Source organism: Francisella halioticida (assembly GCF_002211785.1).
GTDB lineage: Bacteria > Pseudomonadota > Gammaproteobacteria > Francisellales > Francisellaceae > Francisella > Francisella halioticida.
Map to the genome: position 1 here is coordinate 1,106,039 of NZ_CP022132.1, position 16,553 is coordinate 1,122,591.

Genomic DNA, 16,553 nt, shown 5'->3' on the forward strand with positions numbered 1-16,553 from the left:
GCTATCAGCATTTATTGTTTAGCTACTTTAGGAACTAAATTCTCAAAATTGTTGTTAAAATTTCATGGGGTATTATAGAAAGAGGCTAAAGTAGGTATCAAAGAATATATTGATATTTACAACAATGAAAGACTACATTCTAGTATTGGATATATGACTCCTGATGAAATATATTCTGGTATTTTAGATGCTGCATAAAAGCAAGGAATAAAAATATTTTATAAAGTGGTATTGAATAACAGGGACAGTTTACACCTTCCTCTTTAAGTCCCAACTGTTTTAAAGAACGATTAAAGATACTTATTCCATTAGACCCTGTATCAAACAAAATATAAGCTTTACTGTTATTAACCTCTCCTATTAAATAGAGTGCAGGAAAATTTTCATAGTTATCAAGTAAATTAAATTTTTGATAACCATATTTTTGTGTAAGATAATTCCCTAAATTTTCCGCTTGTAGAGTATTTATAAAAAAGCAGAAAATAAAAACAATTAAAAATCTCATCCTTGATATCCTTTGTAATTTATTATTTTATTCCCTATGATAATACATAAAGTTACTACTTAACAATAACTATTGATTGAATAACAGCAATTTTTAATATATATTTTAAAAGTAAAATAATATATAAACACCAGGGTATCATAAATGTATAACTTTCAAAAAAAGAGTAAACTTTATAAAAGATTCTTTAAAACAATATTTTTACTAATAATAATATTAGTTCCTTTGTTCTGGGTTTGTGTACAGACAAATTTTGATTATTTTAGCTCTATAGGAATTTCACAGCCGTATATGGAACAAATATCCCACCAACTTTCTTTAACTACAAGAATCTGTGCACTGTTTGTAAGTCTAATTCCTACTCTTGCAATTCTTAATATTATTGAGTTATTAATAAAATTATTTAGTTGCTATGAAAATCTTGAAGTATTTTCATCTAAAGTGGTTTCTATTTACAAAAAATTAGGAAATGCTTTAGTTTATTGGTTTATTGGTTTATTGGTTTATTGGTTTATTGGTTTATTGGTTTATTGGTTTATTGCTGAGCTAATTTATGATCCATTAATAGCTTTTACTTTAAGCTATAATAACCCTGTAGAAGAAAGGTTTATAAGTATTACTATAGGTACAATGAACATATTAGCTCTAATTGTTGGAGCTATTGTTATAGCTATAGCATCCGTGATGCAAAAAGCAAAAGAAATTTCTGAAGAAAATGATTTAACGATTTAATAAGGTATTTAAAAAATGGCTATAAGAATTAATTTAGCAACTATTATGGCAGATAAAAAAGTTCGTTCAAAAGAGTTAGCTAAGGTTATTGGAATTACAGAACAAAATTTTTCTATACTCAAAAATCAAAAAGCTAAAGCAATTAGGTTTTCTACATTAGAAGCTATCTGTAAATATCTTGACTGTCAGCCAGGAGATATTCTTGTATATCAAAATACCAAGTTAGATTAATAGATTTTGTTGCTTATTAGAATTAAAACTTTCAGGGATTTTTAGTTTAAAATGATTATACGCTATTAAAGTTGCAATTCGCCCTCTTGCTGTACGCATCATATAACCTTGTTGAATCAAATAAGGCTCAATAACGTCTTCAATAGTTCCCTTTTCTTCACTTAATGCTGCTGCCATTGTATCTAAACCTACTGGTCCACCACCAAACTTTTCGATAAGTGTCAATAGATACTTATGATCCATGTGATCAAACCCTACTGGATCTACTTTTAGCATAGTCAAAGCTTTACCAGCAGTTTCAAAATTTATTTCTCCAGAACCTTTCACTTGAGCATAATCTCTAACTCTGCGTAATAGTCTATTTGCTATCCTAGGAGTTCCTCTTGAACGTTTGGCAATCTCTTGAGCTCCAACATCTGTTATACTTAGTTCAAATAGATTAGCTGAGCGATAAACAATTTTTGCCAAATCTTCAACAGAATAAAATTCTAAACGCTGAATAATACCAAATCTATCTCTAAGAGGTGACGTTAACAAACCTGCTCTTGTCGTAGCACCAACTAAGGTAAATGGTGGTAAATCAATCTTTATTGATCTAGCTGCTGGACCTTCGCCAATCATTATATCAAGCTGATAATCTTCCATTGCAGGATACAGAATCTCTTCAACAACAGGGCTCAATCGATGTATTTCATCAATAAATAAAACATCATTTTCTTCAAGATTTGTCAAAAGTGCTGCTAAATCACCTGCTTTTTCTAATACTGGACCACTTGTTTGTTTAAGCTCTACATCCATTTCATTAGCTATGATATTTGATAAAGTTGTCTTACCTAATCCTGGTGGACCAAAGATAAGAGTATGATCAAGCGCATCACTACGAGACTTTGCAGCTTCAATAAATATTTCCATTTGCTCTCGTACTACTGGTTGACCTTCATATTCAGATAAAGTTTTAGGCCTAATAGCTCTATCTATAACATTTTCATCATTACTCTGAGTTGGATTCGCTGAAATTATTCTATCTGTTTCAATCATATCTTAAATTTATATAAATATTCGCATTAAAAGTATAACACTGTTATGTGCTTTTATAATAAAAACTATTGAGCTGTATAACCACCATCAATAGGAATTAGACCACCAGTCATAAATTTACTTTTATCACTAAGCAAAAAATAGACCAAATTTGCTACTTCTTCTGGTTGTGCTATTCTTTGTAAAGGAAACTCTTTTTCTTCACTTTCATGTGCTTGCTCAAATGATATGCCTTCATTTTGGGCATATTTTTGTATAAGATTTTTATAAAAATCTGTATCAACAGTTCCAGGACATACAGTATTTACTCTAATATCATATTTAGCTAAATCAATAGCTAAAGATTTTGTCATCTGAGCTATAGCTCCCTTACTTGTTGTATAGGCAAAACTATTTGATTTTGCAACAAAGCATTGGTCAGAACCATTAAATACTATAGAAGCACCTCGGCAAATATTTTCTTTTAAACCTTTAATTAAGTAGATATTAGACCAAATATTTACATTAAATACCTTTTTGATAATATTTATATCAATATCAAAGATTGATCCTTTGATTAATATCCCTGCATTTAAGAATATACCAGCAAATGATATATCCTTAATGCAAGTTAAAACTTCTTGAATATCTTGTTCTTTAGTTAAATCAGCTTTGATAAATTTAGCACAACTATTATCATTAGGTTTTGAAATATCTACATTAAAAATGTCATTATTCTTATCTTGTTTTAATATATCAATAAGAGCCTTTCCAATTCCATTTGACCCTCCAGTAATTAAATAGTTTGGCATACCATATCAATTAAAATATTATCTTATGTAAATAATAGCGGATAAGCTTTGAAAAAGACAAATATTTTGTCTAAAATCTAAGTTATTATTCCACATATTTATACTAGGAGAAGCTAGTGGATCTAAAAGAATTTAAACAAATGGAACTTTCTCATTTTAACGATGCTAAATCTGTTGAATATCTTAATGACGATATAAATCAATTATTATACTTAGATAGTCCAGCTTTAGAAGTTTTTAGAGACTATAAAAAACATAAAGCTTTAGTTGTACGAGGAGATACTAATCTAAAAGATGTAAAAGCTAAGCTAATAGATAACCATAAAGACTTTACCCTAGTGGCTAGTGCTGATGGTAAGATTACAGGTACAATTGCTTTACATTATATTGAAGGACAAGCATTACAAGAAAGAGCTAGGGATGCTGGCGTTAAACCTACTGATTTAACTGCTGATGATGCTAAATTACATATTTCAAAAGTAAACGTAGTTTCTTATTCAATTATAAAGGGAGCTAAGATTGGTCATATATTAAATACTCTAATACACTCTGCCTATCATCACATAGTCATTTCTAATAAAGATGAGAATGGTAAAAAATATATTCGTGGATATTTTTCATTACCATTTATTAGAAGAGAATTGGGCATAGACGTTTCTCATGTTTATCAAAAAGAAGGAATAGGGAACATAACACGTTTTCCTTCATAAACTTTCTAATTAATGTAGTTTTTTATCACGTTGTAAAATTATTTCGCTACTATTGTATAACCTTTTGCATTGGGGTGAACTGAATCAACCATTAGTTTTTTGTTTCCAAAAAGAACATTAGGAACAAGCAAGCAATCATTATCTTTAGCAAATGTAATTATAGTCATTAGCATAATCATTAGAATAATAAGGTATATCTAGCCCTCCTATGACAACAAGAGCTCCATTGGCTTGCAAAATATCTACAATTTGCTTTAGATTATCAAAAGCTTCTCCAGCCGGAATTTTCTTTTTAAGATCATTTCCTCCTAAAGTGATAAGTACAATCTTAGGATCTTTAGCTAATACACTATTAATACGCTCCAAAGCTTGTTGAGTTGTCTCTCCAGATACTCCCATATTAATTATGGGCTGATTAATCATTTTAGATAGTTGAGATGGGTAATTGTTTTTCTTACCTACTCCATAGCCTGCTGTTAAGCTATCTCCAAAAGCAACTATTGTTTCACCTTTTGGCTCACTATTGATTATATGCCAGTTATTATAATTAGTTGTAAAGAAAATAAAATAGATTAAATATATTGCAATACAAGCTATAACAGCTATGATTATTTTTTTCATTTTAACTCTTGCATTTTTAATTGGAGGATTTTTCTGTATATATCCAGGCTTTTTTACCTGAAGTTAAAGTTACTTCTTTACGAATATAGCTACCAACTTCATACTCATCAGAACATCTAAGTTCTTTAGATGTTATCTCAAAAATAGTTCCATAAACTTTATCCTCTTCTCTACATATTTCTTTAAGAACTGGATGAAATCTTTTACCACTGACTTTTACTATTCCCTTATCTAAAATTTCAACTTCTGAAGTGATGTAACCAGTTAAAACTGTTTTTTCACCATTAAGCTTTCTACCAAAAGTAGAAAGCTAGACATTACCTTGCTGTAAAGTCCCATATGAAAATAATAATTCCATAAGTTCAAGATCCTATATAAGTTTATTTAGTTCACTAGATATTTTTTCAAAAGAAAGATTACTTTGGTCTAATAGTAAATCTTTTGTCCCGTGATTTAAAAACTCATCTTGAAGACCAAAATTTCTTATAGTTAAGTCTTTATTTAAATCTTTAGTTACTAGGTATTCATTGATAGCAGAACCTGCCCCACCAGCAACAGAATTCTCCTCTAAGGTCAGAATTATTCTATGAGATTCACACACAGTATCTATCATTTGCTTATCTAAAGGTTTTACAAAACGCATATCTACAACCGTAGCATTATATTTATCTGCTATTTGCTTAGCTACTGGGAGCAAAGTCCCAAAATTTAGTATAGCTATTTTAGATCCTTCTCTAGCTAATTTTGATCTACCTAATTTTAAATCCAATTTATCTGTAATTTTAGCACCAATACCAGCTCCGCGTGGATAACGTACCATAGCTGGGCCATTATACTCATAACCTAGATCAAGCATATGATAAGCTTCATTTTCATCACTTGGTGTCATTATCACATGATTTGGAATACAGCGCATAAATGACAAATCAAAGCTACCATCATGTGTTGCACCATCAGCTCCAACTAAACCTGCTCTATCAACTGCATATAAAATATCTAAATTTTGCAAAGCAACATCATGAATAACCTGATCATACGCTCTTTGTAAGAAAGTTGAGTATATTGCTACTACTGGTTTTAGTCCTTGGCAAGCTACCCCCCCTGCAAATGTCACAGCATGTTGTTCTGCAATCGCAACATCAAAATACCTATTTGGGTATTCTTGAGAGAATTTTATCAAATCAGAGCCTTCCTTCATAGCAGGAGTAATTCCTACTAAACGGTTATCTCTAGCTGCTTTTTGACAAATCCAATTGCCAAAAATATTTGAATAAGTTGGTTTAGAAGCTTTAGCAGCATTTTCTCCAGTATGAAAACTAGGTGCTACATGATGGAACTTAATAGGATCTGACTCTGCTTTAGTATAGCCTTTACCTTTTTTAGTTATTATATGTAATAATTTAGGTCCTTTATGATCTTTTAAGATTCTTAAAGTTTTTACTAACTCATTAACATCATGACCATCTATAGGACCAACATAATAAAACCCTAAATCTTCAAAGAAGTTTGCTGGTACAAACATACCTTTTGTCTGAGTTTCAATTTTTTTAACAATCTCAAACATTGGGGGAATATTTTTTAAAACTTCTTTACCCTTCTCTCTGATACTATTATAAAATCCTCCAGAAATAATTTTACTAAAATGTGCTGAAAGTCCACCAACATTATCAGAAATAGACATTTCATTATCATTTAAAACTACTAAAACATCTTCTTTTATACCACCAGCATGATTTAAAGCTTCGAATGCCATACCACCTGTAATAGCGCCATCACCAATTACAGCTACTGTGTTTGATAATTTACCTTTTAATCTATCACCAATTGCCATACCAACAGCAGCACTAATAGAGGTACTAGAATGTCCTACACCAAAAGTATCGTATTCACTTTCACTACGTTTTGGAAACCCAGATATACCACCATCTTTTTTGATAGTAATAAGCTTATCTTTTCTCCCTGTAAGAATCTTATGAATATAAGTTTGATGGCCAACATCCCAAACAATATTGTCATGTGGCGTATTATAAAAATAATGCAATGCCACTGTTAATTCTGTAGCTCCAAGACTACTAGCAAAATGACCGCCACTAACATCAAGAGTATCAACCAAAAAAGCTCTTAGTTCTGATGACAAACTATTAAGCTGACTTTCAGGAATATACTTTAGATCTTTTGGAGTATTTATCTTATCTAAAATTTTATATTTTGACATAACCTTTATATCTATTTATCTGCTGGATGATTATTTTTACCATCTAAATATTCAACATCTTTAACTTTGTCTATATTCACACCGTCAATACAAGCTATATTTATACCGTATTGATTAGGATTTGATCTCCTTTTATGATGTGTATATATGCCACAAACTGAACAAAAATAATGTTCTGCAGTATGCGTACCAAAAGTATATTTAGTAAGCTTTTCTTGGCCTTTTATGATTTTAAGATTATCCAATAATACAGAACCCACAATAGCTCCTTTTCTACTACAAATAGAGCAATTACAACGTCTTAAGTTTTCTAAACCATTTGGCAAATATAGCTCTAGTTCTATAGCACTACAATGGCAAGTAGATCTATATTCTCTATTATTTAACTTATTCATTTTATTCCCATTCAATGGTTCCAGGTGGTTTACCTGTCACATCATAAACTACCCGAGAAACCTTTTTCACCTCATTAACAATTCTATTTGAAATTAAAGATAAAAAATCATAAGGTAGATTTGCCCATGTTGCAGTCATAAAATCTATACTAACCACAGCTCTTAAAGCTATTACATACTCATATCTACGCTGATCTCCAACTACGCCAACTGATTTAACTGGTAAGAAAACCCCAAATGCCTGAGAAATATCATGATACAAATTATGTTTATATAACTCTTCTGTAAAAATAGCATCCGCTTTCTGTAGAATTTTTACATATTCTTTCTTAATTTCTCCTAGTATACGAACACCTAGTCCTGGACCTGGAAAAGGATGCCTATAAAGCATATTATGTGGTAAACCTAGTCCTAACCCTAACCTACGAACTTCATCTTTAAAAAGCTCTCTTAGAGGCTCTAAAAGCTTTAGCTTCATCTCTTTAGGTAAACCACCTACATTATGATGAGATTTAATAACATGAGCTTTTGATTTATTATTACCAGCAGATTCAATCACATCACTATATATAGTACCTTGTGCTAGCCACTTTGCATTTTCAATTTTTGTTGCTTCTTCATCAAATATATCTACAAAAAGTTTACCAATGATTTTACGTTTCTGCTCAGGATCACAAGCTCCTTCTAGAGCTTTTAGGAATCTATTTTTTGCATTAATACGAATGACATTAATATCCATATGCTCTGCAAATACTTCCATCACCTGATCCCCTTCATTCAAACGAAGTAAGCCAGTATCAACAAATATACAAGTTAACTGATCTCCTATAGCTTCGTGCAAAATTGCAGCTACAACAGATGAATCAACTCCTCCAGATAAACCTAAGATAACCTTATCAGCACCAACTTTCTTTTTAATCTCAACAATATCATTTTCAATAATATTTTCGATATTCCATAAAGTGTCACAACTACAAATATTAACAACAAAATTCGCTACAATTTGTTTACCATTTTCTGTATGAGTTGTCTCTGGATGAAATTGCACTCCATAAAAAGGTTTAGTTTTATGAGATATTGCTGCTACAGGAGCATTCATTGAAGATGCAATTATTTCAAAACTCTCTCCTGTCTCTGTGACTTTATCGCTATGACTCATCCATACTAACTGCTCATGCTCTAAATTAGAAAAAATGTTATTATCAGATTTTAAAACATTAATTATTGCTTTACCAAACTCACTTTGATTAGAACTTTTCACTTCACCACCATGTTGCATAACCATTGTTTGCATACCATAGCAGATACCAAGTACAGGAACTTCTAGATTAAAAACTATCTCAGGAGCTTTCGTATGAGAGTCATAAACAGATTCAGGACCTCCTGAAAGAATTATCCCTTTTGCACCATATTTTTCAATAAACTCATCATCTATATCGTGAGTAAAAATCTCACAAAAAACGCCAACTTCTCTAACTCTACGAGCAATAAGCTGTGTATACTGTGAGCCAAAATCTAAAATTAAAATTTTATGATTATGTATATCTGTCATTATTTTTCTAAAAATAAAGAAATTACTAATGTGTTATTTTATCCTAAAAGAACTTAATTGTAATCAATTTTATTAATTCTAAACCTTAATTTACATAAGGCCCTCTCGTTAAAGTACAACTTATAATTTGTAGAGTTTGGGTCTACAGTATATGAACCATTAGATTCTGTAGCACATAACCTAAGCCTCGGACTGATAGGGTTTCTACATATACCGTTGGAAGGTTTCATAGCAGTAAATGTATAAAGTTCATACCCATCACTACAATTTAAGCTACTAGTATAAGAACCATCACCAAGAATACCTCCATTACCAACACCTTTATTTAATTTTTTTGTAGCCTCTATATAACTTTCAGCTAGATTTGCAACCCTCTCTTCACTTTTATTAGGAAATCTATCTTGTATTTTAGTATATATTTCATAATTTTCTTGATCATCTGCAACAAAATCTCCAGTTTTTTCTATAGGAGGATATATAGTTAAAACATCATCACCATTATTGTTTGTACCAATATAGACATTTGAATCTCCGACTTGAGAAGCATTATTAATCCCTTGTGTATCGAAATACTCTTGTTTAGCTTTTTCATCTGATGTTACAGAACTAAAATATGGAAAATATTTCTCCGGTATGTTACCTCTATTTACTTCGATAGTTACAGCATATCAAATTGATACCATAGACGATACAATAACCAGTATTTTTTTTTCAATTCTCATAAAAATCTCTTATATTGTTAAAGTGTACATATAATATGGTTCTGAAATATCTGGAATAACATCATCACTTAAATAAAACTCAACACTTGCAACAGTTTCAGAGTCTCTAATTAAACAAACCCTATCTACATAATCATCGTCTAATATATGACACTGCCATATACTATTACCTTGTTCCTGAAACTAACTATAAGTGCTTGCATATACTACTAGATCTTTGACATAATTATCGGCATCATATCTAGTATTCGAGATTTTTGTTTTAATTATCTGTGTGGAATAAAGAGAGATTACAATAGCAACTATTATTGTGATAATAAAAATCACAACCATCAATTGTATCATTGAAAAACCTCTATTTTTATAGCTAAAAATAATTCAATTTTATATAATTAAATGATAATAATTATTATATATATTTTTTAAAAAAATATATATAATTTGCGTAATAATTAACTACTTTTAAGATTTTCTATCTCCAACATGACTCCTTGCATGTTTCTCTCGATAGTTTCTGTTGAGGCTCTTGTAGTAATAAATACTTTTAAGAATAAGACACTAACTACAGCTACTATCAAATTATCATATGGAAATGCTATTAGCTTTAATTCATGAATATATGAAATACCCCATAAACATATAATATATGCACAAACAAACCAATAGAATATACAAGTAAGAGCAACAAGTATAACTAGACACAATAAATTAAAAGTGCCTAACCAATATATAAAATACGAACAATATATAAACCCTAAGTAACCAAATAACTTATAAAAAGGCAGTCTAAACTTTCTTTCTATTTCAGAAAATTTATCTCTAAAAATAATCAAAACTACAGGTCCTGATAAACAGCTAAATAAAACTAAAGATGATAAGAAATTAACTAAAGTTGTCCAAGTCGTAAATTGAAATAAAAATATTAAGCCAACAAAAAAGTTGATCCAAATACAAAATATTGGCACATGATTTTTATTTAGCTTTGTTAGAACTGATTTTTTGAAAAATTCTAATCCAAACGCTTGAAGAATTCTACCAGTAACAGCTGTATAAACATTACCTGTACCCAATGGAGCAACCATAGCATCAATAAATAATATCGTATAAATCATATGCAAGCTAAACAAACTCAACAAACCTAATAACGGAGCTACACCACCATCAAAACCTTTTACTGATCCTGGAATACAAAACATAAAAAGTAATGATAAAGATATATACATTGTTAAACCAACAACTACTGGTGCTATAAGAGATAACGGAATTGCTAGTTTAGGATTTTTAGCAGAATTTGCCACAATCAAACCGTTTTGAAAACCTGAAAAAGCAAAAGCTAAACCAGAACCTGTGATAGCCAATAAGATATGCTCAAAATTAACATGTATATGTGATGTATTAGCATGATAATTCTTAAAAGATCCATAAACAGCTAACATCCCTATAGCAATAGCTATTGGTAAAAGAATCTTCCAAATACTAACTATTGAGTTAATTTTTGCAACATTTTTTAACTGATAAGTATTTAAATAGGTCAAACTTAACATAATCAAAAATGTTAGAATAACTCCGTAGTATGATAAGAAAACTCCTTTAGAACTTGTATCAACTAGGTTTGGAAACCAAAATCCTAAATACTGAACTACTGATAGAGCCTCTAGAGGTAAATAAACCAAGTAACTTATCCACCCTAAAACAACAAACAAAAACCCTAAAGTTTTTGAATGCGTAATTCGTAAGAATCTCATTGCCCCAGAGACTATAGGTAACATAGATGCCAACTTCTGCAAAACATAATGCTACAAGTAGAGTAAGAAATGCCGTAATAATCCATGAAATTATGACACCTTGACCAGCTGTCTGGAACCCATAGTATGGCGAGAATAGCCAACCACTTCCAATCATTCCACCTGTAGATATAAATATCACAGCCATTGTTGATAATTTTTTCATATCATATATCTATGTTTTTTTGTATCTACATATCAGTATAACTAATAGATTTTAAAAGTAATATAAAATTATAAAGTACTACTACTTATTAAAATAAATTAATTACCTGACGCTTAAACTGAAAATCTTGATATTCTACCCCAACAAAATATAGACCATGCGCTTTAGTAGTTTCAGCCGCTTGGGTTCGATCTTTTGCATCTAAAAGTTCCTTTATCCATTCTGATGATTTTAGACCTAAGCCTACTTTTAGTAATGATCCAACTAAATTTCTAATCATATGATGTAGAAAAGCATTTCCAACTACTTCAAAAACTATAAAATCACCTTGTTTAATAAACTCAGCTTTTTTAATATTTCTAAAAGGTGTATTAGATTGGCATTGTGATGATCTAAAAGAACTAAAATTCTGCTCTCCTAAAAGATATTTACAGGCTTGATTCATACTTAGTATATCAAGCTTACGATTTTCCCATAAACTATGCTCTGCAAAAATGGGAGAACTTATAGTTGAATTATATATAATGTAGTTGTATGTTCTATTTTTCGCAGAAAATCTTGAGTTAAACTCATTACGAACCTCTTTAATATTTAATATCTTAATATCTTTGGGTAGTAGAGCATTTATTCCCCTTTGCCAAGCATTTAAGGATCTATCAGCATCTGAGTGAAAATTAACTACTTGAGAGGTAGCATGTACACCAGTATCTGTTCTACCAGCACAAGTTACTACAATATTATGGTTAGCAATCTTAGATAAAGTCTTTTCAAGCTCTTCTTGGATACTAGGAGAATGAGATTGTCTTTGCCAGCCACAATAGTTTTTACCAAAATACTCTACCTGTAATAAATAATTTTTCATAATTTTTATATAAAAACAATATAAATAAATATTGTATCAAAAATTGCTTTTAACTACCTGTTTTATCCTTAGGCATCCATAGGTCAGCTAATTGTGATGCATCTACTTGTGTGGTAATTTGGTTACTGCCATCTACACTACCTCCATCTATATCTTCACTAGATGTATTTGCTGCTAGTATTTCAGACATCTTATTTGCATTAGCGGCTAACAACATTTGAAACTCATCATTTGCATCTATAATAAGGGAATCATTATTATATTGTGACTCAAAATAATCATCTACAATTATTGATGATAGCTGATCTTGGAAGTTAATCTGTAAATCATTATCTACTCTTGAGAATAATATATCATCTTTTGAGATATCATTTAGCTTGAGTATATCTGTAGAACCATCTCCAGCTAAGTTGATAGTATCATTACCATCACCAGATGAGTACTCATAAGTATCTGATCCAGCTCCACCAGCTAAGGAATCATCACATTGACCTCCAGTGATAATATCATTTCTTGCCCCTGCTTTAATAACATCATCGCCTTCCCCACCAGATAACATATCTGAGCCTGCTCCAGTTTCTATCCTATCGTCACCAGATCCACCATCGATAATATTATTACCACCATTTAGAGCTTTAACTATATCATTACCATCACCAGCATCTGCTATATCATCTCCTAAACCTAGATAAACTGTATCATCTCCAGCTCCTGCATCTACAACATCTACAATATCATTGGTACCTACGATCTTCTCACCTAAATCAGTACCTAATGTTACTGGTTGAACTCTTTCTATAGAGTCAAAGCTACCATCTGCAAATTCAAATCCTGATACTTTAGTTTGATAACCACTTTTAGCATAGAATTTCTTAACTAACAAACCTTGCTCTGGATCTGAACCAACTTGGACAAATAAATCTTCATTTCTTTGTAAATACTGAACATCATCTTGTGAGATATTTTCACCAAATACGATCTTATCTGTCTGATCTGTAACATCTAGATTAGCTGCTCTGATCGTATAAAAACCATCGCCTAGATTATAATTAATGACATTATTACCAAGATCTCCAACAATATCATCATTACCTAATCCACCAGTGACAATATCACCCCAGCTCCAGCTTTAATAGTATCGTTACCTAAGCCTCCTGATAACTTATCTGAACCTGCTCCTGTTTCTATCCTATCATTACCAGATCCACCTTCTATAGTATTATCACCTCCATTTAGGGCCTTAACTATATCATTACCATCTCCAGCATCTCTATATCTGATCTACCCCGTCAATTTGGGACAGTTTACCTAAAACATTTTGTAGACTCTGAGAGATTCTGATTGAAATTATTATTCTAAGAAGGATTATGAAGCTTTAACTTGATCATAGAAATTTACAATTCCTTTAAAAATTATTCTACTTTCCCATGACACTGTTTATATTTTTTACCAGAACCACATTGACAAGGGTCATTTCTTTTTATCTTAGGACCGTCTCTTTTAACTTGCTGAACTTTAGGAATTTCCTCTTGTTGCTCATCTTGTTCGTCTTCTCTTTGATTATTATCAATGACACTTTCATGTTCTGCTTTGATATCGCCCATAGACTCTTTCCACTCTTCTTGAGCTCGTTGAGTTTCTTCCTCTGTAGATATTCTAATCTTAGCTAAAGATGATATAACTTCATATTTAAAGCTATCAAGCATACTTGAGAAAAGTTCAAAGGCTTCTTTCTTATATTCATTCTTAGGGTCTTTTTGCGCATAGCCACGCAGATTAATACTATTACGCAAATGATCTATCGAGCTTAAATGCTCACGCCAATGATTATCTAAACCTTGTAATAATGAGAATTTCTCAAACTGCATAACTGCATCTGATTCTAGCTCTTTTGTCTTTTCAGTAAATTCTAGAGTTATTGCTTCTCTTACAAGTTCTTTTAGATCTTCTTCGCCTATATTATCATCATCTTGATATAGCTTCTGTAGATAGACTTCTATCATAAAATCAGCTTTAAGAGCCTTTTCTAAACCTTCTAAGTCCCATAACTCATGCATAGATCCAGCCGGAACATAATCATGAAATAACTGCTCAGCCACATCTATACGGATATCTGCTAGAATTTCATTGACATCATCAGCATCTAAGAAAGCTTGTCTTTGCTCATATATAACCTTACGCTGAGTATTAACAACATTATCATATTCTAAAATGTTCTTACGAATATCAAAATGATAGTTCTCAACTTTACCTTGAGCTTTAGAGATCACTTTTGACATAAATCCAAAAGCTAAAGATTCACCACCTTTAAGACCTTTTTTAACTCTCTCAGCCATGCCCTGAGATGCAAAAATTCTTAAAAGATTATCATCCATAGATAGATAAAACTTACTCTCTCCAGGATCACCCTGACGAGCAGCACGTCCTCTTAACTGATTATCAATTCTACGTGAATCATGGCGTTCTGAACCTATGATACATAAACCACCCGCCTTTTTGACAGTCTCATTACGCTCTTGCCAGTTAGTTTTGATTTTAGTAATATCTGCTTCTGTAGCATCTTCTAATTCAGCAATCTCAACTTCCCAATTACCACCAAGGATAATATCAGTACCACGACCTGCCATATTTGTAGCAATCGTTACATTACCAGGATAACCTGCCATAGCAATAATACCAGCTTCTTTTTCATGCTGTTTAGCATTTAGGACATTATGTTTGATTTTTTTCTTATTTAGTAAAGTTGATAAAACTTCTGATGCTTCAATAGATGCAGTACCAACTAATATTGGCTGACCTTTTGATACTCTTTCTTTAATACCAACAACTATAGCATCGAATTTCTCTCTAACACTACCATATATCTCATCATGATGATCTTTTCTAATTAGTGGTTTATTTGTTGGTATAATTATAACTTCTAAATTGTAGATAGAATGAAGCTCAAAGGCTTCTGTATCAGCAGTACCTGTCATACCAGCAATTTTATTATATAGTTTAAAAAAGTTTTGAAAAGTAATAGATGCCATTGTTTGGTTTTCAGCATTTATTTTAACACATTCTTTTGCTTCAATAGCTTGATGTAGACCATCTGACCACCTACGTCCAGGCATTGCTCTACCTGTACTTTCATCTATAATTATAACTTCTTGATCACGTACTATATAATCAACGTTTAGTTGATATAGTGACTGTGCTCTCAAACAAGCATTTAAATAATGCATTTTTATAATATTATGTGGACTATAAAGATTATCATCTTCCTCAAGTGTACCATCTTTTTTAAGCATACCTTCAATCTTTGCATAACCTTTTTCTGTTAAATATGCATTTTTAGATTTTTCATCTACATAAAAATCTTTTTGCTCTTGGTCTTCTTCAACTTCTTCTTTATCCTGTTTTTGTAAGAAAGGAACTAAGCTATTAAAAAGATTGTACATATCAGAACTATCATCAGAAGCCCCAGAAATTATAAGAGGAGTTCTTGCTTCATCAATCAAGATTGAATCAACCTCATCTATAATTACAAAATTACGACTTCTTTGAACCTGTTGCTCTTTTTCATAAGCCATATTATCTCTAAGATAGTCAAAACCAAATTCATTGTTTGTACCATATGTAATATCACAAGCATAAGACTTTTTACGTTGTTCTGGATCTAGATCAGCAACGATTACACCAACAGTCATACCAAGAAATTCATAGATTTCACTCATCAACTCAGCATCACGTTTTGCAAGATAGTCATTTACAGTGATTACATGAACACCTTCACCTGTTAGAGCATTTAAATATGCTGGTAATGTAGCAACTAGTGTTTTACCTTCACCAGTTCTCATCTCAGCTACTTTACCTTGATGTAGAACTATACCACCAATTAGCTGAACATCGTAATGACGCATATTTTTAGTTCTTTTAGCTGCTTCTCTAACAACTGCAAAAGCTTCTGGCAATAATCTTTCTAAAGTTTCACCCTTGCTAATTTTTTCTTTAAATTCAACTGTTTTTCCTCTAATTTGCTCATCTGATAGCTTTTCAATTTCAGACTCAAGCAAATTAACATTCTCAACTGTTTTAGAAATTTTCTTTATAAATCTATCGTTACGACTACCAATAATTTTTTGTACTAAACTTAACATTGTTATTTAACCAGCTCTCTTATAAAAACTTATATAAATATACTATTATGAACATACATTATATAGAGTTTATAAGAAATTTAAATTAAG

The 16,553-nt window shown here is 31.2% G+C and carries 15 protein-coding genes and 2 pseudogenes; 3 read left to right on the top strand and 14 right to left on the bottom strand.

All coding sequences use genetic code 11. The features are described 5' to 3' along the window. Positions 1 to 139 precede the first annotated feature (139 nt). Positions 140 to 505 (bottom strand): hypothetical protein, encoded by a 366-nt coding sequence (locus CDV26_RS13110; protein ID WP_245806397.1) that lies wholly within the window; start codon positions 503 to 505, stop codon positions 140 to 142. A 144-nt stretch (positions 506 to 649) separates the two neighbouring features. On the opposite strand from CDV26_RS13110, the gene CDV26_RS05975 reads away from it, so the two are divergent. After that, positions 650 to 1,237, top strand: a complete 588-nt coding sequence (locus CDV26_RS05975) for a DUF2975 domain-containing protein (protein ID WP_088772502.1) — start codon at positions 650 to 652, stop codon at positions 1,235 to 1,237. Positions 1,238 to 1,252: 15 nt separating this feature from the next. Next, positions 1,253 to 1,468 (top strand): helix-turn-helix domain-containing protein, encoded by a 216-nt coding sequence (locus CDV26_RS05980; RefSeq protein WP_088772503.1) that lies wholly within the window; start codon positions 1,253 to 1,255, stop codon positions 1,466 to 1,468. Here CDV26_RS05980 and ruvB read toward each other — a convergent pair. Both ruvB and CDV26_RS05990 read right to left on the bottom strand, forming a co-directional pair. Continuing rightward, on the bottom strand, positions 1,460 to 2,506 hold the full coding sequence (gene ruvB / locus CDV26_RS05985; protein WP_088772504.1) for a Holliday junction branch migration DNA helicase RuvB: 1,047 nt from the start codon (positions 2,504 to 2,506) through the stop codon (positions 1,460 to 1,462). The genes CDV26_RS05980 and ruvB overlap by 9 nt on opposite strands. Before the next feature lie 65 nt (positions 2,507 to 2,571). Beyond that, a complete protein-coding gene (locus tag CDV26_RS05990) occupies positions 2,572 to 3,297 on the bottom strand; it encodes an SDR family NAD(P)-dependent oxidoreductase (RefSeq protein WP_088772505.1) in 726 nt (241 codons plus the stop codon). Between the two features lie 116 nt (positions 3,298 to 3,413). Between CDV26_RS05990 and CDV26_RS05995 the strand changes: the two genes are divergently transcribed. Continuing rightward, entirely contained in the window at positions 3,414 to 4,007 is a 594-nt protein-coding gene (locus tag CDV26_RS05995) for a CBS domain-containing protein (protein ID WP_088772506.1), read from the top strand. 38 nt (positions 4,008 to 4,045) lie between these two features. Here CDV26_RS05995 and CDV26_RS06000 read toward each other — a convergent pair. The 11 genes and pseudogenes from CDV26_RS06000 to secA form a co-directional block, all read right to left on the bottom strand. Beyond that, positions 4,046 to 4,628 (bottom strand): annotated as a pseudogene (locus CDV26_RS06000) (GDSL-type esterase/lipase family protein). 16 nt (positions 4,629 to 4,644) lie between these two features. Continuing rightward, positions 4,645 to 4,884: a gamma-glutamylcyclotransferase family protein gene (locus CDV26_RS13115; RefSeq protein WP_255321885.1), complete on the bottom strand. Its 240-nt coding sequence runs from the start codon at positions 4,882 to 4,884 to the stop codon at positions 4,645 to 4,647. A 114-nt stretch (positions 4,885 to 4,998) separates the two neighbouring features. Then, entirely contained in the window at positions 4,999 to 6,843 is a 1,845-nt protein-coding gene (gene dxs / locus CDV26_RS06010; RefSeq protein ID WP_088772507.1) for a 1-deoxy-D-xylulose-5-phosphate synthase, read from the bottom strand. 11 nt (positions 6,844 to 6,854) lie between these two features. Continuing rightward, complete coding sequence (locus CDV26_RS06015; RefSeq protein WP_088772508.1) at positions 6,855 to 7,238, bottom strand: GFA family protein; 384 nt, start codon at positions 7,236 to 7,238, stop codon at positions 6,855 to 6,857. A 1-nt stretch (position 7,239) separates the two neighbouring features. Next, a complete protein-coding gene (gene guaA / locus CDV26_RS06020; RefSeq protein WP_088772509.1) occupies positions 7,240 to 8,790 on the bottom strand; it encodes a glutamine-hydrolyzing GMP synthase in 1,551 nt (516 codons plus the stop codon). A 905-nt stretch (positions 8,791 to 9,695) separates the two neighbouring features. Further along, a complete protein-coding gene (locus tag CDV26_RS14015; RefSeq protein WP_157671502.1) occupies positions 9,696 to 9,857 on the bottom strand; it encodes a hypothetical protein in 162 nt (53 codons plus the stop codon). A gap of 107 nt (positions 9,858 to 9,964) precedes the next feature. Next, a pseudogene (locus CDV26_RS06025) lies at positions 9,965 to 11,462 on the bottom strand (APC family permease). A gap of 88 nt (positions 11,463 to 11,550) precedes the next feature. Then, complete coding sequence (truA, locus tag CDV26_RS06030; RefSeq protein ID WP_088772510.1) at positions 11,551 to 12,324, bottom strand: tRNA pseudouridine(38-40) synthase TruA; 774 nt, start codon at positions 12,322 to 12,324, stop codon at positions 11,551 to 11,553. 49 nt (positions 12,325 to 12,373) lie between these two features. After that, complete coding sequence (locus tag CDV26_RS06035) at positions 12,374 to 13,207, bottom strand: calcium-binding protein (RefSeq protein ID WP_088772511.1); 834 nt, start codon at positions 13,205 to 13,207, stop codon at positions 12,374 to 12,376. A gap of 209 nt (positions 13,208 to 13,416) precedes the next feature. Further along, positions 13,417 to 13,605: a calcium-binding protein gene (locus tag CDV26_RS14020; protein ID WP_088773467.1), complete on the bottom strand. Its 189-nt coding sequence runs from the start codon at positions 13,603 to 13,605 to the stop codon at positions 13,417 to 13,419. Between the two features lie 131 nt (positions 13,606 to 13,736). After that, positions 13,737 to 16,463, bottom strand: coding sequence for a preprotein translocase subunit SecA (gene secA, locus CDV26_RS06045; protein ID WP_088772512.1), 2,727 nt, complete (start codon positions 16,461 to 16,463; stop codon positions 13,737 to 13,739). Positions 16,464 to 16,553 lie beyond the last annotated feature (90 nt).